The 23625-nt window shown below is 67.2% G+C and carries 23 protein-coding genes; 2 read left to right on the forward strand and 21 right to left on the reverse strand.

Annotated elements, in window-relative coordinates:
- Positions 1 to 163: 163 nt before the first annotated feature.
- The 21 genes from dnaB to ACTXG5_RS05960 all read right to left on the reverse strand — a co-directional run bounded on the left by dnaB (position 164) and on the right by ACTXG5_RS05960 (position 21901).
- On the reverse strand, positions 164 to 2554 hold the full coding sequence (dnaB, locus tag ACTXG5_RS05860) for a replicative DNA helicase (protein ID WP_445162791.1): 2391 nt from the start codon (positions 2552 to 2554) through the stop codon (positions 164 to 166).
- 531 nt (positions 2555 to 3085) lie between these two features.
- Positions 3086 to 3544, reverse strand: a complete 459-nt coding sequence (rplI, locus tag ACTXG5_RS05865; protein ID WP_445162792.1) for a 50S ribosomal protein L9 — start codon at positions 3542 to 3544, stop codon at positions 3086 to 3088.
- Positions 3545 to 3577: 33 nt separating this feature from the next.
- Positions 3578 to 3832: a 30S ribosomal protein S18 gene (gene rpsR, locus ACTXG5_RS05870; RefSeq protein WP_313862744.1), complete on the reverse strand. Its 255-nt coding sequence runs from the start codon at positions 3830 to 3832 to the stop codon at positions 3578 to 3580.
- A 54-nt stretch (positions 3833 to 3886) separates the two neighbouring features.
- Positions 3887 to 4408 (reverse strand): single-stranded DNA-binding protein, encoded by a 522-nt coding sequence (locus ACTXG5_RS05875; protein ID WP_445162793.1) that lies wholly within the window; start codon positions 4406 to 4408, stop codon positions 3887 to 3889.
- A 103-nt stretch (positions 4409 to 4511) separates the two neighbouring features.
- Entirely contained in the window at positions 4512 to 4802 is a 291-nt protein-coding gene (rpsF, locus tag ACTXG5_RS05880; RefSeq protein WP_061557737.1) for a 30S ribosomal protein S6, read from the reverse strand.
- 94 nt (positions 4803 to 4896) lie between these two features.
- Entirely contained in the window at positions 4897 to 5451 is a 555-nt protein-coding gene (locus tag ACTXG5_RS05885; RefSeq protein WP_445162794.1) for an HD domain-containing protein, read from the reverse strand.
- On the reverse strand, positions 5448 to 6287 hold the full coding sequence (locus ACTXG5_RS05890; RefSeq protein WP_445162795.1) for an inositol monophosphatase family protein: 840 nt from the start codon (positions 6285 to 6287) through the stop codon (positions 5448 to 5450). The genes ACTXG5_RS05885 and ACTXG5_RS05890 overlap by 4 nt, the downstream gene beginning before the upstream one ends.
- Complete coding sequence (locus ACTXG5_RS05895; protein WP_445162796.1) at positions 6284 to 7480, reverse strand: alpha-D-ribose 1-methylphosphonate 5-triphosphate diphosphatase; 1197 nt, start codon at positions 7478 to 7480, stop codon at positions 6284 to 6286. Before ACTXG5_RS05895 ends, ACTXG5_RS05890 begins: the two co-directional genes overlap by 4 nt.
- Positions 7477 to 8223, reverse strand: a complete 747-nt coding sequence (locus tag ACTXG5_RS05900; RefSeq protein ID WP_445162797.1) for an ATP-binding cassette domain-containing protein — start codon at positions 8221 to 8223, stop codon at positions 7477 to 7479. The genes ACTXG5_RS05895 and ACTXG5_RS05900 overlap by 4 nt, the downstream gene beginning before the upstream one ends.
- Complete coding sequence (locus ACTXG5_RS05905; RefSeq protein WP_445162798.1) at positions 8220 to 10037, reverse strand: alpha-D-ribose 1-methylphosphonate 5-phosphate C-P-lyase PhnJ; 1818 nt, start codon at positions 10035 to 10037, stop codon at positions 8220 to 8222. Before ACTXG5_RS05905 ends, ACTXG5_RS05900 begins: the two co-directional genes overlap by 4 nt.
- Complete coding sequence (locus ACTXG5_RS05910; RefSeq protein WP_445162799.1) at positions 10034 to 11143, reverse strand: carbon-phosphorus lyase complex subunit PhnI; 1110 nt, start codon at positions 11141 to 11143, stop codon at positions 10034 to 10036. The genes ACTXG5_RS05905 and ACTXG5_RS05910 overlap by 4 nt, the downstream gene beginning before the upstream one ends.
- Positions 11143 to 11724, reverse strand: a complete 582-nt coding sequence (gene phnH, locus ACTXG5_RS05915; protein ID WP_445162800.1) for a phosphonate C-P lyase system protein PhnH — start codon at positions 11722 to 11724, stop codon at positions 11143 to 11145. Before phnH ends, ACTXG5_RS05910 begins: the two co-directional genes overlap by 1 nt.
- Positions 11721 to 12152 carry a phosphonate C-P lyase system protein PhnG gene (locus ACTXG5_RS05920; protein ID WP_445162801.1) on the reverse strand — a complete coding sequence of 144 codons (432 nt, stop codon included), beginning with the start codon at positions 12150 to 12152 and terminating at the stop codon, positions 11721 to 11723. The genes phnH and ACTXG5_RS05920 overlap by 4 nt, the downstream gene beginning before the upstream one ends.
- The gene (locus ACTXG5_RS05925) at positions 12145 to 12897 is read right to left on the reverse strand and encodes a GntR family transcriptional regulator (protein ID WP_445162802.1); all 753 of its coding nucleotides are present in this window, start codon (positions 12895 to 12897) and stop codon (positions 12145 to 12147) included. The genes ACTXG5_RS05920 and ACTXG5_RS05925 overlap by 8 nt, the downstream gene beginning before the upstream one ends.
- Positions 12898 to 12994: 97 nt before the next feature.
- Positions 12995 to 14641: a phosphonate ABC transporter, permease protein PhnE gene (phnE, locus tag ACTXG5_RS05930; RefSeq protein ID WP_445162803.1), complete on the reverse strand. Its 1647-nt coding sequence runs from the start codon at positions 14639 to 14641 to the stop codon at positions 12995 to 12997.
- Positions 14638 to 15426 carry a phosphonate ABC transporter ATP-binding protein gene (gene phnC / locus ACTXG5_RS05935; RefSeq protein ID WP_445162804.1) on the reverse strand — a complete coding sequence of 263 codons (789 nt, stop codon included), beginning with the start codon at positions 15424 to 15426 and terminating at the stop codon, positions 14638 to 14640. Before phnC ends, phnE begins: the two co-directional genes overlap by 4 nt.
- On the reverse strand, positions 15426 to 16388 hold the full coding sequence (locus ACTXG5_RS05940) for a phosphate/phosphite/phosphonate ABC transporter substrate-binding protein (RefSeq protein WP_445162805.1): 963 nt from the start codon (positions 16386 to 16388) through the stop codon (positions 15426 to 15428). Before ACTXG5_RS05940 ends, phnC begins: the two co-directional genes overlap by 1 nt.
- 192 nt (positions 16389 to 16580) lie before the next feature.
- Positions 16581 to 17219 (reverse strand): DJ-1/PfpI family protein, encoded by a 639-nt coding sequence (locus tag ACTXG5_RS05945; protein ID WP_445162806.1) that lies wholly within the window; start codon positions 17217 to 17219, stop codon positions 16581 to 16583.
- On the reverse strand, positions 17219 to 18883 hold the full coding sequence (locus tag ACTXG5_RS05950) for a glycosyltransferase family 87 protein (protein WP_445162807.1): 1665 nt from the start codon (positions 18881 to 18883) through the stop codon (positions 17219 to 17221). Before ACTXG5_RS05950 ends, ACTXG5_RS05945 begins: the two co-directional genes overlap by 1 nt.
- On the reverse strand, positions 18880 to 21483 hold the full coding sequence (locus ACTXG5_RS05955) for a transglycosylase domain-containing protein (protein ID WP_445162808.1): 2604 nt from the start codon (positions 21481 to 21483) through the stop codon (positions 18880 to 18882). Before ACTXG5_RS05955 ends, ACTXG5_RS05950 begins: the two co-directional genes overlap by 4 nt.
- The gene (locus ACTXG5_RS05960) at positions 21476 to 21901 is read right to left on the reverse strand and encodes a DUF5318 domain-containing protein (RefSeq protein ID WP_445162809.1); all 426 of its coding nucleotides are present in this window, start codon (positions 21899 to 21901) and stop codon (positions 21476 to 21478) included. Before ACTXG5_RS05960 ends, ACTXG5_RS05955 begins: the two co-directional genes overlap by 8 nt.
- Positions 21902 to 22001: 100 nt before the next feature.
- Here ACTXG5_RS05960 and ACTXG5_RS05965 point away from each other — a divergent pair, with 100 nt between their 5' ends.
- Together ACTXG5_RS05965 and ACTXG5_RS05970 are read left to right on the forward strand one after the other, a co-directional pair.
- Positions 22002 to 22874, forward strand: coding sequence for a DUF1707 SHOCT-like domain-containing protein (locus ACTXG5_RS05965; RefSeq protein ID WP_445162810.1), 873 nt, complete (start codon positions 22002 to 22004; stop codon positions 22872 to 22874).
- A gap of 159 nt (positions 22875 to 23033) precedes the next feature.
- Positions 23034 to 23576 carry a PadR family transcriptional regulator gene (locus ACTXG5_RS05970; protein WP_313864774.1) on the forward strand — a complete coding sequence of 181 codons (543 nt, stop codon included), beginning with the start codon at positions 23034 to 23036 and terminating at the stop codon, positions 23574 to 23576.
- Positions 23577 to 23625: the final 49 nt, after the last annotated feature.

Here is a 23625-nt window from a genome sequence, read left to right on the forward strand (position 1 = left end):
CAAACGGCGCTCGGTACCCGTCGTGTGAAGTGCTCGCAGGGACTGCTGACAACAGGTTGATCCAGGCGAAAGCGTTCCGGCCCTGAGCAACTCGCCCTGACGATTCAGGACCGCACTGTGGAGTGGCACCTGGGCAATATCTCTACCCGGACTCGTATCCGTCTTACCTCGCCATGTTGGTGAAGCGCGACAGGTGCAGCTGGTGTGCGACGGTGACCGTCTTAGTCGGGCCGTTGCGGTGCTTGGCCAGAATGAAATCGGCCTCTCCCCCACGCGGATCGTCGCGTTCGAAGGCATCCGGCCGGTTCAGCAGGATGACCATGTCCGCGTCCTGCTCCAGCGATCCGGACTCGCGAAGGTCGGACAGCATCGGCTTCTTGTCGGTGCGCTGCTCTGGACCACGGTTCAGCTGAGCGATCGCCACCACCGGTACCTCGAGCTCTTTGGCCAAAAGCTTGAGTTGCCGGGAGAACTCCGAGACTTCCACCTGCCGTGACTCGTGCTTCTTGCCCGACGTCATCAGCTGCAGGTAGTCGATCACAATCAGCCTGAGGTCCGACTTCTGCCGCAGCCGTCGCGCTTTGGCGCGGATCTCCATCATCGTCAGGTTCGGCGAGTCGTCGATGTACAGTGGCGCCTCGCTGATTTCGCTCATCCGCCGCGCCAGCCGGGTCCAGTCGTCGTCGTTCATCCGGCCCGAGCGCATATCGGCGAGCTTGATTTTCGCCTCGGCCGACAGCAGCCGCATCACGATCTCGGACTTGCTCATTTCCAGCGAGAAGATGACGCTCGCCATGCGGTGCTTGATCGAGCACGACCGCATGAAATCCAGGCCCAGGGTCGAGTTATGGGTGGGAATCATGGCGTTGCTCGCCAGATACATGTGGCTGGCGTTGTCCACTTCGACACACCGCACGGGAGCCGTCTGGACCTGGCGGACGTCCACAATGAAGCGTGATCCAGAGCGCTCGGTGCCCACGGCAGCCCGACGTTCCTTGTGCGCTATGGCTTTTCGCTGCAATGCGAACACCACGTCGTCGGTGGAAAAAGTCAGGGTGTAAGCGATGCTGGACGACTCCCGGCGGCCTGGCACGCGCTTCGTCGAGGTTTGGCAGCGATAGCCCAGGCTGACGACCAGCTCGGCGACATCACCGGCTAGCCGACGGCTAGTGACGGAAAATTGGACCGCCCCGCCCCGGGTCACTGTTCCGTCAGTGTCGAGCAAGCCGGCGAGCAGGGCGCGCCGCTGCATCTCGGACCCCCGCAGGTATTCCGCCGGAATGTGCTTGTTTCCGAGCACGCCGAGTGTTCGTAGTCGTCCCTGCAATGTCCCCACAGCGGCGTGGTCGAAACCGTCCGCTTCGATCCGCATGATGATTTCTGGATCGGCCGCGGTGATCTGGGCTGAGGCACTCGTGCCATCCCCCAGCCAGGCGCCGAGAGTGTATGCGGGGACTAACAATTCGCGATCCGGCAGGTCAAGTGCACGCGCATTGACCACGCTGTGGTTCAGTCGCTGGTCTCGCGTGTCGCAGCGCAGGCTCCCGGCGATCTCGACCGTCGTCCGCACCGCCGCAAACGTGCGCTGATTTTTGTAGCGGTGGTAACCCGCCGCCGCGGCTTGCGCTGACTTCCGGGATGCGCGTGTATCGGTCAACCACTGGTGCGCCGCATCCGCGACGATCACTGTCCCGTCAGAGAACTCCACCTCGTAGCACGGCCGCCCTAACATCACGTCGGTGACAGCCACGACCCGCGTCGGCTGCCCGTCGGCGCCAAGCAACTCGTCACCAACCGCGACGTCGCCCATCGTCGTCCAACCGGTCGGGGTGGGCAGCGGCGTATCCAACGCGAGCGCCTTGCCCACACCAGGCCTGGCCGCGACGATGATCATCTGTCCCGGGTGCAGTCCGTTGGTCACCTCGTCGAGTTCGGTGAAGCCGGTGGGCACGCCACGCGAGACGCCGCCGTTGGAGGCGATCGCGTCGATCTCGTCCATCGTCGGCTGCAGCAGGTCCTCGAGCGCAACGAAGTCCTCCGTCGTGCGACGCTCCGCGACGTCGTAGATCTCCGCCTGCGCACGGTCGACGATCTCGGCGACGTCGGCACCCTCGGCGCCGGCATAGCCGTACTGCACGACCCGCGTTCCGGCCTCCACAAGCCGGCGTAGCAGCGCCTTCTCGGCCACGATGCCCGCGTAGTAGCCCGCGTTCGCGGCGGTCGGCACCGTGGAGATCAGGGTGTGCAGATACGGTGCTCCACCGATCCTGCGTAGCATCCCGCGGCGGTCCAGTTCGGCCGCCACCGTCACCGCGTCGGCGGGCTCCCCGCGCCCGTACAGGTCCAGGATCGCGTCGTAGACGTTCTGGTGTGCCGGGCGATAGAAGTCGCCGGGCCGCAGCCGTTCGAGGACATCGGCGATGGCGTCCTTGCTCAGCAGCATCCCGCCCAGCACCGACTGCTCGGCGGCCAGATCCTGCGGTGGTTGACGGCTGAATTCCTCGCTGGGCGGCGAAGCGTCCATGCCAGCCGTTACGTCATCGACGACCGCCACAGACTCTCACATCCCTCTGCACCATGATACGAACATACATTCGATAGCCGACACTGAACGGCGTCGGCCAGGGCCCTCACACCCCCGAGACAAGCGCTTAAAGCCAAGCGCCGGGAAGACCGTAAGCGTTGCTGGGCAGCACTTGAAAGGGCCGCTGTTCATAAGGCTGTGCATCGTGTGTGCATATCCTTCGACACCTGTGTTGAGTGGGTTGTGGAGAACCTGTGGATTAAAACGCGGCGCTGCGACATCCCTGCTGATAAGGGTCGTACACGACCAGTGAATTCGTGTGGAGAAGAATCTCTTCGGCGTGTCGGCGCAGGTTACTGCGCCGGGCGTGTTGGCTTTCGGCCACATTTTCGCTGAGTTACGGGGCGGTTAAGGGACCCCCTCGGCGGCCCCGCTGAAATAGTTCGCCAGCCGAGGTAAGGCGCCCGCGCTCCACAGACGCTGTTAGCGCGCTAACGGCACGACAAAATCCGGCGGCCGCCGATATAGCGCAGCCGCCGGATGCGAACAAACAGTGCTGAGTTAGCTATCCGCGACGACGTTGAGCACAACGTCGACATTGATCTCGGGGTGCAGATGCACCTCGACCGAATGGGTGCCCACAGCCTTGATATGCGCTTTGGGCAACCGAATAATGCGCTTGTCGAGATTCGGGCCGCCGGCCTTCTTGATCGCCGCGGCGACATCACCGGCGGTAACCGAGCCGAACAATTTCCCGGAATCGGCCGCCGTCTTCACCGGCAGCGGCACCGGACCCAGCGTCTGGATCGCCGTCTTGATCTCGTTGGCGTGCCCAAGATCGCGCACGACCTTGGTTTCGCGGGCCCGACGGATGTCGTCGGCCTGCTTCTGTGCGCCGCGCGAAGCGAGGATGGCCAGGCCACGCGGAAGGAGGAAGTTGCGGCCGTACCCGTCCTTGACCTCGACAGTCTCGCCGACGGTACCGAGATGGTCGACGTCACCCGTCAGAATCAGCTTCATCGTTTTTAGTGCTTTCAGTTGGACGTTCGGCGGCTATCGAGCCGAGGAGGTGAAGGGCAGCAGGGCAACCTCGCGGGCGTTCTTGACAGCGATCGCGATGTCGCGTTGGTGCTGCACGCAGTTGCCGGTGACACGACGTGCCCGAATCTTGCCGCGCTCACTGATGTAGGTGCGCAGCATCGTGGTGTCCTTGTAGTTGATCGGTTGCCCCTTCTTCGAGCAGAAGATGCATTTCCGTGTCTTGATCGGCTTTTCCGGAGCCGGGCGCCGTTTGGTGGACTTGGGCATGTGTTTCTTTCTTTCCGTTTGCTAGTGGTCTTGTGTGCAGTGAAGTGGTCGAAGTCAGAACGGCGGTTCTTCGTCGCCGCCGGCGAAGGAGCCCGACGCCGGGGCACTGCCCCACGGGTCGTCGGTCGGCGCGCTGCTGGGCTGCGCGGCCGGAGCCTGACGGGATCCGCCGCCGCCGCCGAACCCACCGCCACCGCCGCCGCTGCCACTGCGGCTGGCCTTGTTGACTTTGGCGGTGGCGTACCGGAGCGAGGGCCCGATCTCGTCGACCTCGACCTCGAAGACCGTGCGCTTCTCACCCTCGCGGGTCTCAAAAGAGCGTTGCTTGAGCCGTCCGGTGACGATCACCCGCGACCCGCGGGTGAGGCTTTCCGCGACGTTCTCCGCAGCCTCGCGCCAGATGTTGCACCGCAAGAACAGCGCGTCACCGTCTTTCCATTCCGAACTCTGGCGGTCAAAGATCCGGGGCGTCGACGCCACGGTGAAATTCGCGACGGCGGCACCCGACGGCGTGAACCGCAGTTCAGGGTCGGCAGTCAGGTTTCCGACAACGGTGATAGTGGTGTCACCAGCCACAATTTCCTCCTGAGTCCGCCCGGGGACGGTCAACGGTCATGAGCGTGTTTTCGCTGAGCCTACGCAAACGCGCCGACGACGGGGAGCGTGCACGCTCACCGGTTTAGTGCTTGTCGGTGCGCATCACCTTGGTGCGCAACACCGACTCGTTGAGGCTCAGCTGACGGTCGAGTTCGGACACCGTTGCCGGTTCCGCCTTCAGGTCGACAACCACGTAAATGCCTTCGGCGTGCTTGGCGATCTCGTAGGCCAGCCGGCGCTTACCCCAGATGTCCACCTTGTCGACGCTTCCGCCGTCCTTGCGGACGACGTTCAGGAACGTCTCCAAGGACGGAGCAACCGTGCGCTCGTCAAGTGTGGGGTCGAGAATGACCATGATTTCGTATGGACGCATGAAACCTCACCACCTCCTCTGGTCTGGTCGGCCACGGTCGTTCCGCGGCAGGAGGGTCGCCTGCGTCGGCAACCGGATCAGGCTACAGCAATCGTCACTGAGCTGCGAAATCGCGCCGTGCCGCGGTCAGCCTGTCGTAGGCGTCAAGCAATTCGGCCATGGTGAGCTCGGGGCCACGCGGATCCTTTGCCTTGTCGTCCCAGCTCCGCACCATGATCGCCTCGGTGGCGCTGGGGTGGGCACGGAATTCGGCGACCTGCGCCTCGGTCATCGGGCCGCCCTGGCGCTGCAGTGAGGCGATCGACGCGGGGCTGAGCTGGGCGGAGTACGCCTTATCGGTGGCGACGAGGTAGCGCTTGGCCGGCACATGTTGGGCGATGATCCAGGCGGCTCGCTCACCGAGGTGCGCGCGTGCGAATGCGGCGCCGGACAACTCATGCGGCAGATCCGGCCACTGGGCAGCCACCGGCTTGGCCCGCCCGATGTCGTGCAGCGTGGCGGCCAGCAACAGTTCGTCTGCAGCGCCGGCTTGTTTCGCGTGCCAGCCGGTCTGCAGCGCATGCGCCCGCTGGTCCACCACCTCGCCGCCGTAAGGCAGGCCGGCCAGGTCGTCGATGAGCGCGGTAAGAGTTTCGCGGGTGAGGGTCATGGTGTGTCCTTACTCTGCTGCGGCTCGCGCAGAGTGTTGACCAGTTCTTCGCCCAGCGCGGGCGTCGCGGCCACCACACCCGACCAGCGACGGCTCAGGTCGGGGTCGATCTCCAGCGGCCTGCCCCAGACATCCAGCACCACGCCGCCGGCCGCGGGCACCATTACCATCGCGGCGGCCAGGTCCATGATCCGATGGGTGTCGGATCCGGCATCGGCGAAAGCGTCGGTGGACCCTTCAGCCACCAGTGCGGCCTCCAGGCAGCTGGTGGACAGGATCCGCACCCGGCCTGCTCGCTTGGCGACGCGCCACCACGCCGCGTCGTCTTCGCCGTGCGGACGCAACAAGCTCACCGCAGCGCCGTCGAGGTTCCTGCGCCCGCTGGTGGAATACGGCACCGAATGCCCCGCTACCGCATGCCAGCACCGCCCGGTGTCGAACCAGCACGTCAATGCCTCGGTGGCGACGCCGTCGACGGCCACCACCCCGGCGAACGCCGACAACGGAACCCCGGCCGCGGCGTTGGCCGTGCCGTCGACCGGATCGACCACCAAGGTCACCGCCGAACCGTTGTCGACGGCACCGATCTCCTCGCTGAGCAGGTTCACCCGATGCCGGTTCGCCACCTCGACCACCGCCGTGTCGACGATCATGTCCAGGCGCATGGTCGGCGTGCCGTCCGCGCCGATCTGAACCTTCTCGGCCAGGGCCGCGCGGTCGTATCGCGTGCGTGCGGCGCCGAACGCCTCCGCCGCGGCGCGGGCGGCGTCGGCCAGCGCGGGATGGATACCTTCGGGCAGCTGGGGTTCGGGCACCGGCCAACCAATGTGGGTCATCGGCCGCTCACCAGGACCGAATGCACGACCGGCCAGCGATCCCGCGCCGCGATGAGCGCCAGATCCGCCCGCAAGCCGGGCTGCAGCCGGCCGCGGTCGGCCAGCCCCGCCACATCCGCCGGACCCGAGGTCACCAACGCGACGGCTGCGGCCAGGCTGACCCGGGCAACGGCGACGAGCGTGAACACCGCGGCGAGCAGGCCCGACGGCAGGTAGTCCGACGCGATCGACGTCACCAGCCCGCGCTCGATCAGCTGCCGGCCGGACGCATTGCCGTTGTGCGAGCTGCCGCGCAGTACGTTCGGCGCACCCACCACCACCGGCAGCCCGCGCTCACGCGCCGCCTGCGCGGCCGCCAGGGTGGTCGGGAATTCGGCAACCGCGCCGCCGCGCGCCACCAATTCGTCGACCTCGGCCTCCGACGTCAGATCGTGGCCGAGCAGCCGGATCCGACCGGCCAGCGCTTGCTCGGCCAGCCAGCCCATCGCTTCCTCGCGGATCCCGAGCCGTCCGCTGCGCTCGGCGATGAGGTCGTCGACGTGGCGAACCGCCTCGTCGGCGGTCATCCCGCGCGAGCCCATCATGTAGCGCTCGTAATACGCGCGTTCGGCGTACTGCCCAATCCCGGGAGTGTGGTCCTCGTGGGAGACCAGCAGCAACCCCGTCCGGCCGGCCAGCCGATCCTGAAGCGCGACAAGGCCTTCCGGGCTGCGCACGTCGAGCCGGTACAGGATCCGGTGATCAACCAGACCATCGGGCCGCGCCTCGATGGTCTCGCAGAATCGCACGGCGTCCTCGACCGTGCGCGGGGTGCCGCGGCCCATGCTCTGCTCGAACCCGGCGCCGTGAAACACCGTCGTCACCCCAGCGGCCCGCAGTTTGCCCTCGAAAGACAACAGCGCGAACTCCATCGGCAACTCGGCGCCCGGCCGCGGCAGCCGCTCCTTCTCCAGCCCGTCGCTGTGCGTGTCCACCAGACCCGGAATGCACAGCAGGCCTTCACCATCCACGTCCGCCGACAACCCGGGACGGTGTGGTTCGACCCCGGCGATCACGCCGTCGCGTACGGCCACCACCGCGTCATCGATCACGCCGTCCGGTAGCACCGCCCGGACATGGCCGAGCACGTAGTCGGCCGGCGGCGCCGCCAGCGGCCAGCGCTGCACTCTCCGTTGGAACACCTGGGTCGTCATGCCACTCCTTCGAAGACGTCGGCCGGTGCACCGTCGCGCACAACCCGGCCCTCCCGCATCAGCACCACCCGGGATGCCAACTGCCGCATCGCATCCAGATCGTGGAAGACCCCAAGCACGGCGACACCCTGCGCCGCCAGGTTCGCGATCAGGTCGAGCGCCGCTTCCCGGTTAGCCGGGTCGAGCGCTGACACCGGCTCGTCGAGCAGCAGCAGCCGCGGCGGGCGGACCGTCCCGGCCGCCAGGTTCACCCGCTGACGCTCTCCGCCGGAGAGCACCGAGCAGTCCACGTCCCACAGCACTTCGTCGAGGTTGAGCCGTTGCAGCGCGTCTGCGGCCGCCTCGCGCGCCTCGGCACGCTCGACACCGCGACGCCGGGCCGTAGCCACCACGAACTCCAACGGGCTGGTGCGCGGCGGGGCCGCCAAAAACTGTGATACGTAACCGAACTCGCGGCCCCGCACGCCGGCCATCGCCCGGTCCGGTAGGTCTGTCAACGTGATCTCTTCGTCCGCCACGGTGCGCAGCACCACCGAACCCGAGTCCGGCAGATAGGTGCGGTTGACGCAGCGCAACAGCGAGGATTTGCCTGCCCCACTCGGCCCGGCCAGCGCGACATGTTCGCCGGCGCGCACATCGAGGTCGACACCGCACAACGAGTGCACGACACGGCCGTCGATGGTGTGCAGCGTGAACGATTTGCGCAGCGCGCGCACGGTCAGCACCGGTGGCAAAGCGATCACCTCCTGGCCGCGGCAACCAGCCGCTGGGTGTAGGGCTGGTGCGGGTCGTGGAACAGTTGATCGGTCAGGCCTCGTTCGATCACTCGGCCCAGCTGCATGACAAGGGTGCGGTCGGTCAGCGCCTCGATCACCGAGAAGTCGTGACTGACCACGACCGCGGCGATATTGCGCTCGAACAGCAAGCCGCGCAACAGGTCGAGCACACCTGCGGCCACCGACGCATCCAGTCCCGTGGTCGGCTCGTCCAGCAGCAACACCGGCGGTTCGGTCGCCAGCGCCTTGGCGATCTGCACGCGTTGGCGCATCCCGCCGGAGAAGGTGCCCACCGGATCGTCCATCCGGGACAGCGGAATTTCCACGCGCTCGAGAAGTTCGGCGGCCCGGCCGCGGATGTCGTGATATCCGCGCCAGCCCGCGGCGGTGAGCCGCTCGGCGATGTTGCCGCCGGCGCTGATCCGCAGATCGAGCCCGTCCGCGGGGTTCTGGTGTACCACCGCCATCCCGTAGACCCCCAGCCGGCGCCGCTCGGCGTCCGGGAGCAACAGCAGATCGGTGGCCCCGTCGTCGACCGTCGCGAGATGTACCGAACCCGTTGTCGCGCGCTCGTTTCCGATGACGCACGACAGCACGGTCGACTTGCCCGACCCGGATTCCCCGATCACGCCCAACGCCTCGCCGGGTGCGACATCGAACGACACGTCCCACGCTGCGACGACCGCGCCCGTGTTGGGGCTGATCGCGGTGCCGTATTCGGGCCCGGTGCCCTCGACGGCGTAGACCCCGCCGGTGCCGTGCACCTTGCCGATCGACTGCACGCGCAGCACCCACTCGGGGCTGCCCGCCCGCACCTCGCGCAGCGGGATGGCGCGCTGCGGTCTGGTCATGTCGGGCCCGGCGCGGCGCTGTGCATCCGGCAGTAGGTGCAGCGGCGCCCGCTTGTGATGCGCCGCGCGGTCGGCGTCACCGGCGCGCACCCGGGCGCACCATTCGGTGTCGCTGCACACGAAACCGCCTGCGGGTCCGGCCTCGACGAGAAACACGTCGTCACTGCCGCACAGTTTGCACACCGCGCCGCCTGCGTACTCCACCTCGAACGGCACGTCATCGAATGTCAGCGGCGTCACGTCGGTGTGCGGCGGAACCGCGTAGATTCGCTTCTCCCGGCCGGCGCCGAACAGGTTGATGTGCTCGCAGTGATGCAGCCGGGGGACGTCCCAGCGCGGAATCGGCGTGGTGGCCATCACGTAGCGGCCGGCGACCAGCACCGGGTAACCCGTGGTTCGGGTGATCATGCCGTTGCGGACGATATCCTCGTACAGGCCCACCCACATTGCCGCGTAATCGTTTTCGGCGTGCATCCGGGCGCATTCGGCGACCGATTTCTGCACTCTGCGCAGCGGCTCGGGCACCGGCACCTGATACACCAGCAGGTCGCCCGACGACAGCGCCTCCTCCGGGATGCGATGGCGGGTCTGCACCACGTTCGCCTCCCGGGTGTCGGCCGTCTCGGCGCATCCGGTGGTGGCCGCGATCATCCGGCGCAGGTTGGTGGCGTTCACCCCGCCGTCATCGCCCTGGTCGATGACCTTCACGGTGTCACCGGCGCCGATCACCGCCAACGTCACCTGCAGGCCGCCCGAACCCCAACCACGCGCCACCGGCATCTCCCGCGAGCCGAACGGCACCTGGTACCCCGGCACGCAGACCGCGGTCAACGCGGCCCGGCGGATCTCGCGTTTGCCGGATTCGTCGAGGATTCCGGACCGCGGCTCGTGATCGGCCAGCTCGGTGAGCAATTCGGCTGTCGTGGTCATTCGCAGTCCCTTCCGGCGGGCTCGGGCACCCGCGCGGCGCGGACAGCACCGGCCGCTTGCAGCGCCTGCTTGCGCTCGACCATGGAGCGGAACGTCACGTAGTGCGGCAGCTTGAGGTGCTCCAGGAAACCGCCGGCGTCAAGCCCGTCGGTGGTTAGCAGCAGCAGCTGCTCGAGCGGACCGGACCGACCGAACCGACGGTTGGCGATGTCGAGGTTCGCCATAGCGATCGCCTTGCGTTCGTTGTGCCCGAAACACATTCCGTAGCCGACGTCGAACCGGCTGCGATCCTCCTCGGCACCGTCTAGATCCTCGATAGCCTCGGCCTCGGTGACCCGGAACTCGCCGATCGTGACCGGCTCGCCGGTGTGTGGATGCTTGACCTCCAGCGGCAACCGCCCGTGCCGCACCTCGCCGAGAGTGACCTCGTGAATGTCACCATCGGGGCCGAGGATCGACCGATACCACAACCCCACCAACGCGCCGGTCTCCGCGCGCGCCATCGCCGCCAGAATCGCCGAGCGCGGCGCCGGGGGCCGCGGTGGAATCCGGGTGATGTCAAAGGGTTCCGGGTCGTCGCCGGTGCGGTGGTCGACGACCAGACCGGCCTCGCGCAGCAGGTTGAGGAACCGCCGCGGGCTGCGCTGCTGCGCGGTGCGCTCTCGCGCCGGCGCCTCGGGTTCATCGGCTCTCGCAGCGGGCGGTGCGGTCGGCTTGTCCAGCAACCTGCGGGTGTAGTCGGTGGTGCGGCCCAGCAGCTGCGGCCCGTCCGGCTCGCGGAAGGCGGGCACGATGCGGCGCATGACCGTGATCCGATCCGGATCGATCGGCTCGCTGATCGCCAGCCGCGGCAACGTGGACCGGTGCGCGCGCAACAGGTGCGCGGCCTCCAGCAGGTCGCCTTCGGCCTGGCGCAACGCCGCCGCCGCGGCGGCCTCGTCGAACAGCCCCGCCTCCCCCATGACCCGGTCGACCGCCAGCCGGAAGCGCGCGACGATCTGCTCGGTGCTCGCCCACGGCACCGGTGCGAGATCGCGCGCCCGCCACACCAAATCCTCCGCGGCGAGAATGGCCTCCAGCCCGCCGCGCGCTCCTGAATACCCCATCAGTTCTCCTCGATGATCGCGGTCGTGCGCGGCAGGCCGACGACGCGCCCATCGTCGGTAACCAGCAGGACGTCGATGCCGGCCGGGTACGCGTCGACCGCCTCGGCGCGGGCCGCGACGAACCCGGCGGGCAGGCCTTGCGGCGCGACGATGACGGTGCCACGAACACCCGGACCCGACAGCGTCCACCGCCGCGGGCCGCCGTGTACATCGCGCACACCGAGCGCCACCAGCGCCGCGTCCTCTGGCGCCGCGGCGCAACCGCGAGTGAAGCCGCGGACCTCGTCTGCACTGACGGGCCGGACCGAGGCCACCAGTCGAGCCATCTCGGCCGGCCAGGTGGGCGCCGAGGTGGCGGTGGTGACGGCGTCGGCCCATGGGTCGCCGGGGTTCTCCAGCACGCACACCCCGGTGGTCAGGTCGGCGAGCGCGAAGACCGGTACCACGGCCGCAGCCAACACCTCTAATGGTCCGTGCGGCAAGGCCATTGGCATGCCGGGCCGGGCCAGTGCTTCCAGCACCGCGCGGAACACCTGCTGCGAATCCGCCGGGTGCATCGCAATTGCGCTCGGCGTCGTCACGCCAATTCCTCGAATGCGACGATCGTGGGCGCGAGTTCTGCCCACTCGCGGTCCTCGCGTTCCACCCGGCGCGTCGCGACGACATGGCACAGCGCGTCCACGTCCGCGGCGTGCGGCCTGCCCGCCTGGACCTCGGCATCGAGCACCGCGGCGGCCAGCACCGCGGCCCGGTCGTCGCCGAGGCGCATCGCCCAGCCGCGCTGCCCGTCGAGTTCCACCTCGGCGCGGCAGGCCATCACATCGCCCAGCAGAAATCGCTCGGCGGCCACCGGCTCCCGCACCTGGGCGGACACGAATCCGACCTCGGGCACGACCAGCACCTGGACGTCGACACCATCGGCCAGACACGCATCGGCCAGCACCCGTAACTCGTCCGCCTCGGCCAGGGCCAGCAGACCGCAGCGCTCGGCGCGGCTCAAGTCACTCACCCTGCTCCCCCCCTTCCGAATCGCGCGCGACGCTGACGTCTTCGAGTTCGACGACCACCCGCACCGCGTCCGCGCGAGTCCATGCGCTGCTGCTGAGCAGCACGCGACCGCTCTCGGCGTCGCGGCTGATGCTGTCGATCCGCCACACCGGCACACTCGCCTCGATGCCCAGGCCCCGCAGCACGTCGACGGGCGGAATGTCCAAGCTGGCGCGACACCACGCCCGCACCGGCCGCGCCCCACCCAGCTGGCGCAGCACCATGTCCACCGACTCCACGCTGCGCAGCGCGATGTCCAGGTCGGGCACGGCCGCGACGGGGATCAGCTCCTGGGTCACCGAGGCCAGCAGATCGTCGATGAAGAAGTGCCGCTCGATCCGGTACATCGGAGTACCCACCGGCCAGCCCAGCTGATCGACGTCCTCGGCGGCCAGCGCGATCCGCTGCACCTCCTTGGTCTGCGAGCGTGGGGTGGCGCCGCTGGCGATCACCGTGGCGTGCCAGGACGGCGGCCTGGACCGCGAGATCACGTAGTCGATGCGCCGATTGACGAAGGTGCCCGCCCCCTGGATGCGGCGAACTAACAGTCGCCGCTCCAGTTCCTGAAGCGCCGAGCGCGCCGCTGCGCGTCCAACACCGAACCGGTTGGCGAGTTCGGGCTCACTGGCCACCCTGGTGCCGGGCGCACATGCGGCCAGCTCGCCCGCCAACTCGTCGGCGATGTCCAGATACCGCGCTGATGTCACGCCACCACGTTGGTGCGCGTGGTTGTCCGGACAACTTCGCCGCGGCCAACGTGGGCGCGCCCAGAGGTGAACATCCGGAACAGTTGTTGCCCTGCGCTCAGCTCACCTCGTGCCGCAGCCATACCGCCAGCGCCTCCACCACCAACACGGTGCTGAACACCATCAGCAAGATCGTTGTGACCAAACCGAATTCGAGGATCTGCGCGCCGCTGAGCAGGTCGAAGCCGATACCGCCGGCCCCCACGATGCCCAGCAGGGTAGCCGAGCGGACGTTGACGTCGAGTTGGTAGAGCACGTGTCCAATGAAACTCGGTGCGGCCTGCGGCAGTGTTCCGCTGCAGAACACCTGCCAGCGACCGGCGCCGGTCGCTCGAATGGCCTGCTCTGGACCCGGATCGATTTCCTCCAGCGAATCGGCCACCAGTTTGCCCAGCAGCCCGATGCCGCCCACACTCAGCGCCAGTGTGCCCGCCACCGCACCGAGCCCGGTGATCACCACGAATACCACTGCCAGGACCAGTTCCGGAACGCCGCGGATCACCACCACGAAGATCCGGAACATCTGAGCGACACGCGGATTCGGCGCGACATTGCGAGCGGCCAGGCAGCCGATGGGTAATGCCAGCACGGCGCCGATCAACGTGGCGCCCAGCGCGATCTTGACCGTCAGCCACAGATCGGAGCACAGCTGGCCGAAGATGCCCGCGGTGTTCGGCGGCCAGAACAGCCCGAGATTCTTACCGGTGCCCTGCAGTGAATCCAGAAATTGGACCGGGTTGAGGTCCGCGCCCCCTGCCGCCATCAGCACCACCAGCACGGTCAGTACGCCGTACCCGGCGTGGCGCGCCCGCACAACCGTCCAGGGCGGGCTGATCTGATCGCCGGTGTGCAATGGCGCGCTGTGCGTCGACTGCCCATCGGTCTTGCGCAGCAACGCCCGTCGGATCGCCCCGGACATCAGCTCGACCAGGATGCACAGCGCGAGAACGACAGCGGCCAACGCCATCCCGCGCCGGTAGTCCAGTTGCTTGAATGCCGTGGCAATCGCGTAGCCTAGGCCGTTGACGCCGACGAAACCCAGCAGCACCGAGATCCGCAGATTGATGTCGAGGCGGTGCAGCGCGGTCGCCACGAACGCCGGCATCACTTGCGGCAGTACGCCGGAGGTCAGCTCCTGGCCCGCCCCGGCGCCGCTGGCACGAATCGCCGCGCGCGGTCCCTCGTCGATGTGCTCGATCGCGTCGGCATAGAGCTTGGCGACCATACCCACCGAGTGCAGGCCCATCGCCAGCACACCGGTCATCGCGCCGAGCCCGAATATCCGGAAGAACACGATGGCCATCACCACATCGGGGACGGCGCGAACCATCACGATCAGGGTGCGGGCGCCAAGCCGGGCCCCGGTACCGGGTGTGGTGTTAGCCGCGGCCAGGACCGCCAGCGGAACACTCATGATCACGGACAACACCGTGGCGGACACGACGATCGCCAGCGTCTGCCCGGACAGCCGCAGCAGCTCCAAAGCGGGAGGAAAGTCCAGCGGCAGCATGCGTCCGGCGAAATCCACCGCATTGCGGCCACCATCGATGAACGTCGCGGCGTTGATCCGCAAGTCGACGACGGCCCCGCAACCCACCAAGGCGAGGGCGCCGATGACCAGCCAGGCCGCCGTGCTCCCGACCCGCGGTGCCGCCAGGGTGCGCTGAGCCTGCGGTGCGGTCTCGGTGGTCGGAACCGAAGTCACGCAGGAGCGCCGGCAACCAGCAACGGGCCCGCATCCACGTTGGCGTACAGCGACATCGCGTCGTCGTGGTCAAGACCCGTCACCGGGCGGTCGAGCACCACCTGCCCGGCCCTCAGCCCGATCACCCGGTCGCCCCAGTTCAGTGCGAGCGCAACCTGGTGCAGGCTGCACAGCACCGTGAGCTGCTGCTCGGTGCTGATCTCCCGGATCAGCCGCATCACCTGGGCCGCAGATTCGGGGTCGAGCGACGCCACCGGCTCGTCGGCGAGCAGGATCTCCGGGCGCTGCATGAGCGCCCGGGCCACCGCGACTCGCTGCTGCTGGCCCCCGGAGAGGGTGTCGGCGCGCTGAAAAGAGCGGTCCAGCAAGCCAACCCGGTCCAGGTGTCCCAGGGCCTCGCGGCGCACGTCTCGGGGGTAGCTGAAAAGCCCGAGCCGGGGCCAGCGCAGCCGGCCCAGCGCGCCGGTGCACACGTTCTCCAGGACGCTGAGGCTGCCAACCAGGTGGAAGTGCTGAAACACGAAACCGACCCGACGACGCAGGCGTCGCAGTTCGCCGCCGGTCGCGCGGCCCACGTCCATGCCCAGCACGGTGACCGTGCCGGAAGTCGGCCGCTGCAGCCCGTCGACGTGGTGCAGCAGAGTGGATTTGCCCGACCCGGACAGTCCCAGCAGGACTGTGACCTCACCGGGCGCCACGGTCAGCGAGATATCGTCGAGCGCGCGGATCTCGGGCCCGAAGAGCTTGGTGACGCCCTCAAATCGGACGGCCACCTCCGCAGTCATCAGCCCTGCCCCGCGCACTGCTTGGCGTGAGTTGTCTGGCACACCTTGCGAACACCGTCGTAAAACGAATTGTCCACCGCCACATAGCCCCAGCCATTGACTTCACCGAGATGCGCACACGCCGGGGTGCAGATGCCGTTGGCGTTCATGTAGTCGACGTTGGCGTTCGGGAACGCGTTGATGATCTTGGTCTTCAAGTCGGGCGCGAGGTCATCGCTGATGCCGATCGGCGAGCCGGGGATCAGATCCGACTTCCACACCACGTTGAGCTGGCCCGGCTTGAGCTGACCCTTAGCCGGGAGGGTCGTATCGATCATGCTTTCCTGAGCAAAACCGGCGTCGCACTGGCCGTTGAGTACCCCTATCGCCGACGCGTCGTGGCCACCGGCCATCACTTGCGTGATGTCCTTATTCGGGTCGATGCCGGCGTTGATCAACGCCGCCGACGGGTACAGGTAGCCCGACGTCGAGTTCGGATCGACAAGGCAGACTTTCTTGCCCCTGAAGTCAGCGATGCTGTTGATGCCGGTACCGGGCCGAGTGATGCCGTAGGAGTGATAGCCGGGCGGGACGCCCTTGGACACTGTTTCCGCGGCGATCGGGGTGACCTTGACCCCGCTGTTCTGCGCGGTGACCAACGAAAACGGGCCGTACTGGACGAAGTCGGCCTTGTTGGCGCGCTGAGCCTCGATAGCGGACGAGTAGCTGGTGGCGCTCTGGAACCGAATCTTCTTGCCGGTTGCCTTCTGCAGCAACGTGATGAGCGGCTGGTAGGCCTGTTGCAGACTCTGCGCGTTCTCCGACGGCACCGCGGCGAAGACCAGTTCGTCGGGGTTGCGGCCGCCGCCGGACCCACTGCCGCTGCGGCCGGCACTGGCGCTTTGGCCACATGCGGCCAGCAACACCGCCGTCAGCACCGCCATCGCAGCTAAGCCGAGCGGGCGTCGGGGGCGAGCTAGCATCCGGATTCTCCTATTCGTCGGCCTGCTGGCAGCAGCAGACGCCCAGATGGTTCTGGGGGCCGGTGCAGTTGAGGAGACGGGGTGGTTACCAGCGGGCGAACTTCGGTTGTGAACTAGCTCCACTCGGCCGCATGAGCATCAGCGTCGCGACGCGTGAGAAGGGGCCGATCCTTTGCTGCGCATGCCGTCCGGTTACTGCCGCGCTTGCAGATATTCGTGCGCCCTTTCGACCGTTGCCTCATCAGCCTTGGCGAGCGCACCGGAGTCGAACGGCGGCTGCGGGTCGTATTCGATGAGTAACTGCGCGGCCTGTGCGGCCTCTCGGTCGACGAGAAGCTCGGCCAGCCGCAAGGCCATGTCGATGCCGCTGGACACCCCGGCAGCGGTGATGATGCGTTCGGGTAGATGTTCGACGACCCGGTCGGACACGTAGCGCGCGCCCAACTCGTTGAGCAGATCCGCAGCCCGCCAATGGGTCGTCGCGGTGAGCCCCTCGAGCAATCCCGCCGCGGCGAGCAACAGTGCGCCCGTACACACCGAGGTGGTGAAGGTGGTCGTCGGGTGCACCGACTGCAGCCAGGCGCGGATGGGTTCGTCGTGAATCAGTTGGCGGGTTCCGATACCACCGGGCACCACCACCACATCGGGCGCGCCGACTTCGTCGAAGCTGGTGTCGCAGGCGACGCCGAGCATCCCGTTGTCCGTGCGCACCTCGCCCCGGCGGTGCCCGACGAACGTCACGTCGATCGACGGAATGCGTTGCAACACTTCGTAGGGCCCGACGGCGTCGAGTGCGGTGAAGCGCGGGAACAGCGGGATCGCGACCAGCATCACGCCTGCCTTGGACCGGTTGCTGTTTCGAGCTCGGAGTCGGTGTCGAGTGCCGCCACGGGTGCGGTCGGCCGCCGCGATCGGGCCGGACGCAGCCAGTCCGGAAGCCAGCCGGGCGGCGCATCGGGGGCGCGGTCGAAAGGCCCGCCCACCGGATCGTCAATGCGTCCGCCCCAGCGCACCAGATCTTCGTCGGGCCGGTAGATCTGGCGGATCATCAGCGCGCACAACGCGACGACGGCGATGTCACGCAGCAACACCGTCGTGGTGAAAAACTGCTCCGGCAGCGAACGATTCGGGTTTCCGTACAGGAAGTACATCCGCGGCACCCACACCAGCGCGTCGATCGTCATCCACGCCAGCAGCACCCGCCGATGCGGCAGAGCCAGCACCGCCAGCGGCACCAACCACAGCGAGAACTGCGGGCTCCACACTTTGTTGGTCAACAGGAACGCCGCGACGACGAGGAACAACAGCTGCGCCACCCGGGGCCGCTGCGGCGCGGTGAGGGCGATGTAAGTGATTGCCGCACAACATGCTACGAACAACACCGCGACCACGGCGTTGAGCACCGGGGGCGGTTCCCAGAAGCCCAGCTTGGGATCGAAACCGCGCCAGCCGGTGAACGACTTGATGACGTTGTACACCGAGTCCATGTCGTCGCCGCGGCGGCCGTTGAAGCGGAAGAACTCCGACCAGCCGCGCGGATGGGTCACCAAAATAGGCAGATTCACCAACAGCCAGGTCACCGCGGCGGCCCCCGCCGTGCGGGCCAGCGCAGCGAGGCGCCCCGTCCGAATGGCCAGCACCAGCATCGGGCCCAGGAACAACAGCGGATACAGCTTGGCCGCTGCGCCCAACCCGATCAGCACACCGGCAAGCACCGGTTTACGCCGCGCCCAGGACAGCAGTCCGGCCATCGCGAATCCCGTTGCGAGCGCATCGAAGTTGGTGAAGATCTGAAAGATCAGCAGCGGCGAGGCGGCCACCAGCGCCGCGTCCCAAATGCGTCGGCCTGACAGGCCTGCGGTTGCCCATACGGTCGCCAGCCAGGCCAGCGCCAGCCCGAAGGCGGCGACGTCGAAGAACACCACCACTTCGGCGATCACCGGAAGTGGAGCAAGCTTGCTCATCGCGGTGTAGGTCTTGGCCAACGCCATCGACGCGTACTGATAGAGCCCGGTCAGCACCGGATACTCCATGTAGCGCACTGCGGGCTTGCCGTCGTAGCGAATCTGCGGTGTGTTGTTTCCGTCGGTTTCGACCCAGCTCGACTTGTACGGAAACATGCCCTTGTTCAACAACTCCGCGCCGTACAGCGGCACCGTATCCGAATAGCACAACTCGTAATAGGCGCGCTGGTTATCCCAGTTGGCGACGCGCTGATCTCCCGTGCCGGTGCCACTGCTTTGCAGGCATGCCGCCTTCGTCGACCAGCCCAGCGCCAGGAACACCAGGGCGATCAGAAACATCACCCGCAGCGGCGTCATCAACCGGGCGCGGCCAATCAACGCGTGCCGGCCCACCGGTCCGCCGATGACATCGGCCAGGGCGGCGCCCAAAGAGTCTGTGTGGCTGGGGCAATCACGGTTGCCGGCGCTACGCAAATCGTCCGCCAGCGGCCGCGGTGAAATGATGGCGCTCTCCTGCTGAGCGCCGGTCACGGTGGCGGTTGGCCGAATGGCGGGGCTTGGGGGCCGCCCGGTGGGGCGCCCGGCGCGCCGGGCGGGGGCGGCGGTGCCACGGTGATCGTCGTCGGCGGTCCGACCGGGATGGTGATACCCGGTGCGACCTCGATCGTGGGCTGGATGACGGTCTCCGACGGCGGCGGTGGAGGCGGGGGCGCCGCGGGTACGCCCGCGTAGCCACCGATCTCGGTCGGCTTGGGGAAGGTCTCGTTGGAGGTGCCTTTCAGCGCGCCGTCCATCGTCGACTTCCAGATATCTGACGGCAGACCCGAGCCGTAAACCTCTGCGCCCGAAGCGGTTACCAGCGGCACATTGTCCTGGACGGTCCCCACCCACACCGCCGTCGACAAGGACGGGGTGTATCCGACCATCCAGGCATCCTTGTTGGCTTGAGTGTCGCCCAGCTGCACCGTGCCGGTCTTGGCTGCCGACGCCCGGCCGCCCGCCAGGTTGTGGCTACGCGAATAGGCTGCGATCGGTTGCATGGCGGCGGTGGTGTTGTCCGCGACCGCCTTGTCGATGCGTTGGTCAGCGCCCTTGTCCGAGGTTCCGGCGTCGAACAGCGTTTGGCCATCGGCGTTGACGACCTTTTGCACCAGATGCGGCGGGTGGTAGACGCCGGAAGCGGCCAATGTGGCGTAGGCCGAGGCCATGTCGATCGGCCGAGTTTGATACTGCCCCAGCACAATCCCGTTGTTGGGTGGGCCGCCCTTGCCGTCCTCGGACAGCGCGTGGGCCACGCCGGGGAAACTCTTGGCGATGCCGGCCTGGAACGCGGCGTCGGCGACGGCCTGGGGTCCGTTCTTGAGTTTGAGCATCAGCCGGTAGTAGGCCGTGTTCAGCGACATCTTGAGCGCCTCGGCGATATTGCAGATGCCACAGTTCTCGCCGTCGACGTTGGTGATCTTGATGCCGTCGACCGTCAGCGGCGAGCTGTCGACCTGGTAGCCCAAGCCGATGTTCTGCTGGAGGGCGGCAATCAACGCGAACACCTTGAACGACGATCCGGTCTGCAGCCCCGCCTGAGCGAAGTCGAAGCCGTTGGCGTCCGCGCCGCCGTAGTATGCGCGGATCGCGCCGTTGTGCGGGTCGATGGACACCACGGCCGAGCGCATGTCGGGGTCTTGCCCGTCAAGATATTTCGACACCGCCTTTTCTGCGGACTGCTGGGCCTTCGGATCGATCGTGGTGGTGATCTGCAGGCCCTGGGTGTTCAGGGTCTGCTCGTCGATATTGAACAGCTCCATCAGCTCTTTGGTGACCTGACGTTCGATCAGGCCGCCGGGGCCGGTGATCTGGTTCTGGGCGCGGGCCTGATCGGGGGGCACCGTCTGTGGAAATACCTGTCCCGCACGATCGCTCGCCGATAAGGCCTTGGTTTCCACCATGCCGTCGAGGACCCAGCTCCAGCGAGCCTCGGCGCCCTTGGGATCCACGGCCGGGTCCAGCGAAGAGGGCCGGCGAATCAGCGCCGCCAACAGGGCTCCCTCGGAGACGCTCAGCTGGTCGACGGGCTTGTCGAAGTAGGCCTTGGACGCCGCCGAAATCCCGTAGGCGCCGCGCCCGAAGTAGATGATGTTCAAATAGGCCTGCAGCACCTCATCTTTGGACCACTCCCCCGACATCTTGGTGGCGATAACGAGTTCCTTGGCCTTACGCATCAGGCCGGCGAACCCGTGTTGCGCAGAGCCGACGAGCGCGTTCTTCACGTATTGCTGCGTGATCGTCGACCCGCCCTGCAGATCGCCGTTGCCGAACAGGTTGTTCTGCACCGCCCGCGCGAAGCCGGCGAAGTCAAACCCTGGGTTCGAATAGAAGTTGCGGTCTTCGGCCGCGATGACGGCCTGACGAACGTGCACGGGCACTTGGTTGATGTTGACGTCGACCCGATTGCCTTCGGGGGGAACAATTTTCGCGATCTCCGAGCCGTCGCTGGCCAGGATGGTGGAGACCTGGTTGGTGCGGATGTTGCCCGGCTTGGGAATGTCGACGATGAAATATGCCATCGTGAAGGTGACGATCGGCAACAGCACCAGGATCGCCGCGCTGAGGTAGGCCGCGCGCCGTACCCATCGCCAGTTGATCTGTTCGACCCAGCTCCAGTTCACCCCCGACCCGGGGGCTCGGTGGCTTGGCCCATCGGGCCCGTCGGGGCCACCGGGACCGCCGGGAGCACCGGGCCGTCGCGGTGGAGGCGGAGATGGCGGAGGGCCTTCCGGTGGGCGACCGGAGAGCGGGCGGTCACGCCGCGGCGAGGCGGTCGACCGGCCATCGAGGGCGGCCTTCACCTCTTCGATCGCGTCCCGGGGCGGGGACTTCGACGAAGGGCCGTCCAACGCGGCCTTGACCTCGTCGATGGAGTCCGACCGTCGAGGCGACCGGTCGTCGACGACCGGAGGCAGGATCGTCGTCTGCCGATCGTCAGGAGGAACCCGGCGACGGGTCCCGCCGTCGGAGCGGTGCGCCGGACGGCCGGAATCGTCCGGACGATCCGCTTGGGGTTCCTTGCTCATCCGCTCAGTCGCGGACCCGCTCGGGTCATCGGGCGACTGATCGTGGCGCCCTTCGTTATTCAATGGCCGTGCGGGCGCCGTTGCGTGCCGTCCGCGGACCGCGGGTCCCCTTGGGCGGGCGTTCCGCGCCGAGCACATACGACTTGACTAGGTGATTCCAGCTGCAGGTCCGGCACACCTCGACGACGTGAACCGAGAATTCGTCGAACTTGGTCGCCAGCATGACCAGCTCTTCTGCGGTGCGGGCCGAACCCGATACCGCGCCCAGATGGTCGCCGAACACCCACGACACCAGCGTGAGCTGTTCCTTGCGGCAGATCGGGCACATCACCTGGCTGGTTTTGCCGTGAAACTTCGCGGCGCGCACCAAATAGGGGTTTGCATCGCATACCTCGGACACACCCGTGCGGCCGGAGTACACCTCGGCCAGCAGTGAGCGCCGCCGGAGCGCGTAGTCCACCACCTGTCGCTGCAGTCGCACGTTGACCAGAGTACGTCGCCGTCGGCACGGGCGACACGCAACCAAGGCTGTCGGCACCGCCGCGCCGCGCTCACAACAGGTGACTTCTACGATCGTCCCCATGGCGAAATGGCTGGGCGCACCACTCGGCGGCGGCGTGACGACTGCGACCCGGGCCAAAGACACTGACCGGCAAGAGACCTGTGCGGTGCTCGACAACGCGCTGAGCGACGGCGAACTGTCCGGCGAGGAACACCGCGAGCGGGTCAGCAAGGCCACCAATGCCGTGACGTTGGGTGACCTGAGGGTCCTCGTGTCGGATCTGCAGGGCGACAACACGCCGGCGCGGCTGCGCTCGGCGAAGCCGAAAGGACTGCCCAGCGGGCGTGGCATCGCGATCGCCGCGTTGGTGGTGTCGGTGCTATTCGGCATGGGCCTCGGCTGGGGTCTGTACGGGAACACCAGCTCGCCGCTGGACTTCACTAGCGACCCCGGCGCCAAGCCGGATGGCGTGGCCGCCGTGGTGCTGACCCCGCCGACGCAGCTGCATTCGCTCGGCGGACTCACCGGCCTGATTGAGCAGACGCGCAAACGGTTCGGAGACGTCGTGGGCTACCGCCTGGTGATCTACCCGACCTACGCGATCCTCGACCGCCCGGACCCCTCCGACGACCGCCGGGTGCTGGCCTATGACTACCGCGGCGGCTGGGGTGATCCGTCCAGCTCCGCCAAAAGTTCCGCCGACGGGCAGGCGGCGGTCGACCTGAGCAAGTTCGACGTCACGGCGACGGTCGGCATCATGCGCGGCGCGCCGCAGACGCTGCATATGAAGCCGTCCGACGTCAAAACCATGTACTTGATCGTCGAGCCGGCCACCGATCCGACCGCGCCCGGTGCGTTGTCGCTGTCGTTGCACGTCTCCGGCGACTACGGCGGGGGTTCCATCACCTTTTCCGGTGACGGCACAGTCAAACGGTTGGATCTGCCTTCCTAAAACTGCTGGTAAAGCCTTTTTCCCCGCCCCAAGCCGGTCAGATTTCGAGGTGGCTAATAGCGCGCCAACATTCGGTGGTGTTGTGGCGAATATATCGAGGCGATACAGTTACGCGAGGCGTCGAACCGTCGTAACTAGCCGAGCAAAGGAGGTGAATCGATGCTGGAGCTCGCCATCCTGGGTCTCCTGATCGAATCACCGATGCATGGCTACGAATTGCGCAAGCGGCTGACCGGCCTACTCGGCGCGTTTCGCGCGTTTTCGTACGGTTCGCTCTACCCGGCGCTGCGGCGCATGCAGGCGGATGGGTTGATCGCCGAGAACGCCGCGCCGGCGGGTACTCCCGTCCGGCGGGCCCGTCGGGTCTACGAGCTGACCGAGAAGGGTCGTCAACGTTTCGGTGAGCTGGTGGCTGACACCGGTCCGCACAACTACACCGACGACGGCTTCGGGGTACACCTGGCGTTTTTCAATCGCACTCCGGCGGAGGCGCGGATGCGGATCCTCGAGGGCCGCCGCCGTCAGGTCGAGGAACGCCGCGAAGGTCTGCGCGACGCCGTGGCACGGGCCAGCAATTCACTCGACCGCTACACGCGTCAGCTCCATCAACTCGGGCTCGAGTCGAGTGAGCGCGAAGTGAAGTGGCTCAACGAGCTCATCGCCGCCGAGCGGGCGGCGCCTGGCCTCACCGAGCAGATATAGACCCCTCGCACGAACCCGCACTAAAAGCAGTCACCAGATATCGAGACAT

This window comes from Mycobacterium sp. Dal123C01, assembly GCF_052566995.1.

What these genes read in the sequence shown, in the direction of transcription:
- ACTXG5_RS05965 (WP_445162810.1), top strand. Translation starts at nt 22,002, where the DNA reads ATGGCGAAATGGCTGGGCGCACCACTCGGCGGCGGCGTGACGACTGCG.
- ACTXG5_RS05910 (WP_445162799.1), bottom strand. Translation starts at nt 11,143, where the DNA reads ATGGGGTATTCAGGAGCGCGCGGCGGGCTGGAGGCCATTCTCGCCGCG.
- ACTXG5_RS05970 (WP_313864774.1), top strand. Translation starts at nt 23,034, where the DNA reads ATGCTGGAGCTCGCCATCCTGGGTCTCCTGATCGAATCACCGATGCAT.
- ACTXG5_RS05890 (WP_445162795.1), bottom strand. Translation starts at nt 6,287, where the DNA reads ATGACCCACATTGGTTGGCCGGTGCCCGAACCCCAGCTGCCCGAAGGT.
- ACTXG5_RS05940 (WP_445162805.1), bottom strand. Translation starts at nt 16,388, where the DNA reads ATGCTAGCTCGCCCCCGACGCCCGCTCGGCTTAGCTGCGATGGCGGTG.
- ACTXG5_RS05895 (WP_445162796.1), bottom strand. Translation starts at nt 7,480, where the DNA reads ATGACGACCCAGGTGTTCCAACGGAGAGTGCAGCGCTGGCCGCTGGCG.
- ACTXG5_RS05945 (WP_445162806.1), bottom strand. Translation starts at nt 17,219, where the DNA reads ATGCTGGTCGCGATCCCGCTGTTCCCGCGCTTCACCGCACTCGACGCC.
- ACTXG5_RS05885 (WP_445162794.1), bottom strand. Translation starts at nt 5,451, where the DNA reads ATGACCCTCACCCGCGAAACTCTTACCGCGCTCATCGACGACCTGGCC.
- rpsF (WP_061557737.1), bottom strand. Translation starts at nt 4,802, where the DNA reads ATGCGTCCATACGAAATCATGGTCATTCTCGACCCCACACTTGACGAG.
- phnC (WP_445162804.1), bottom strand. Translation starts at nt 15,426, where the DNA reads ATGACTGCGGAGGTGGCCGTCCGATTTGAGGGCGTCACCAAGCTCTTC.
- rpsR (WP_313862744.1), bottom strand. Translation starts at nt 3,832, where the DNA reads ATGCCCAAGTCCACCAAACGGCGCCCGGCTCCGGAAAAGCCGATCAAG.
- ACTXG5_RS05905 (WP_445162798.1), bottom strand. Translation starts at nt 10,037, where the DNA reads ATGACCACGACAGCCGAATTGCTCACCGAGCTGGCCGATCACGAGCCG.
- rplI (WP_445162792.1), bottom strand. Translation starts at nt 3,544, where the DNA reads ATGAAGCTGATTCTGACGGGTGACGTCGACCATCTCGGTACCGTCGGC.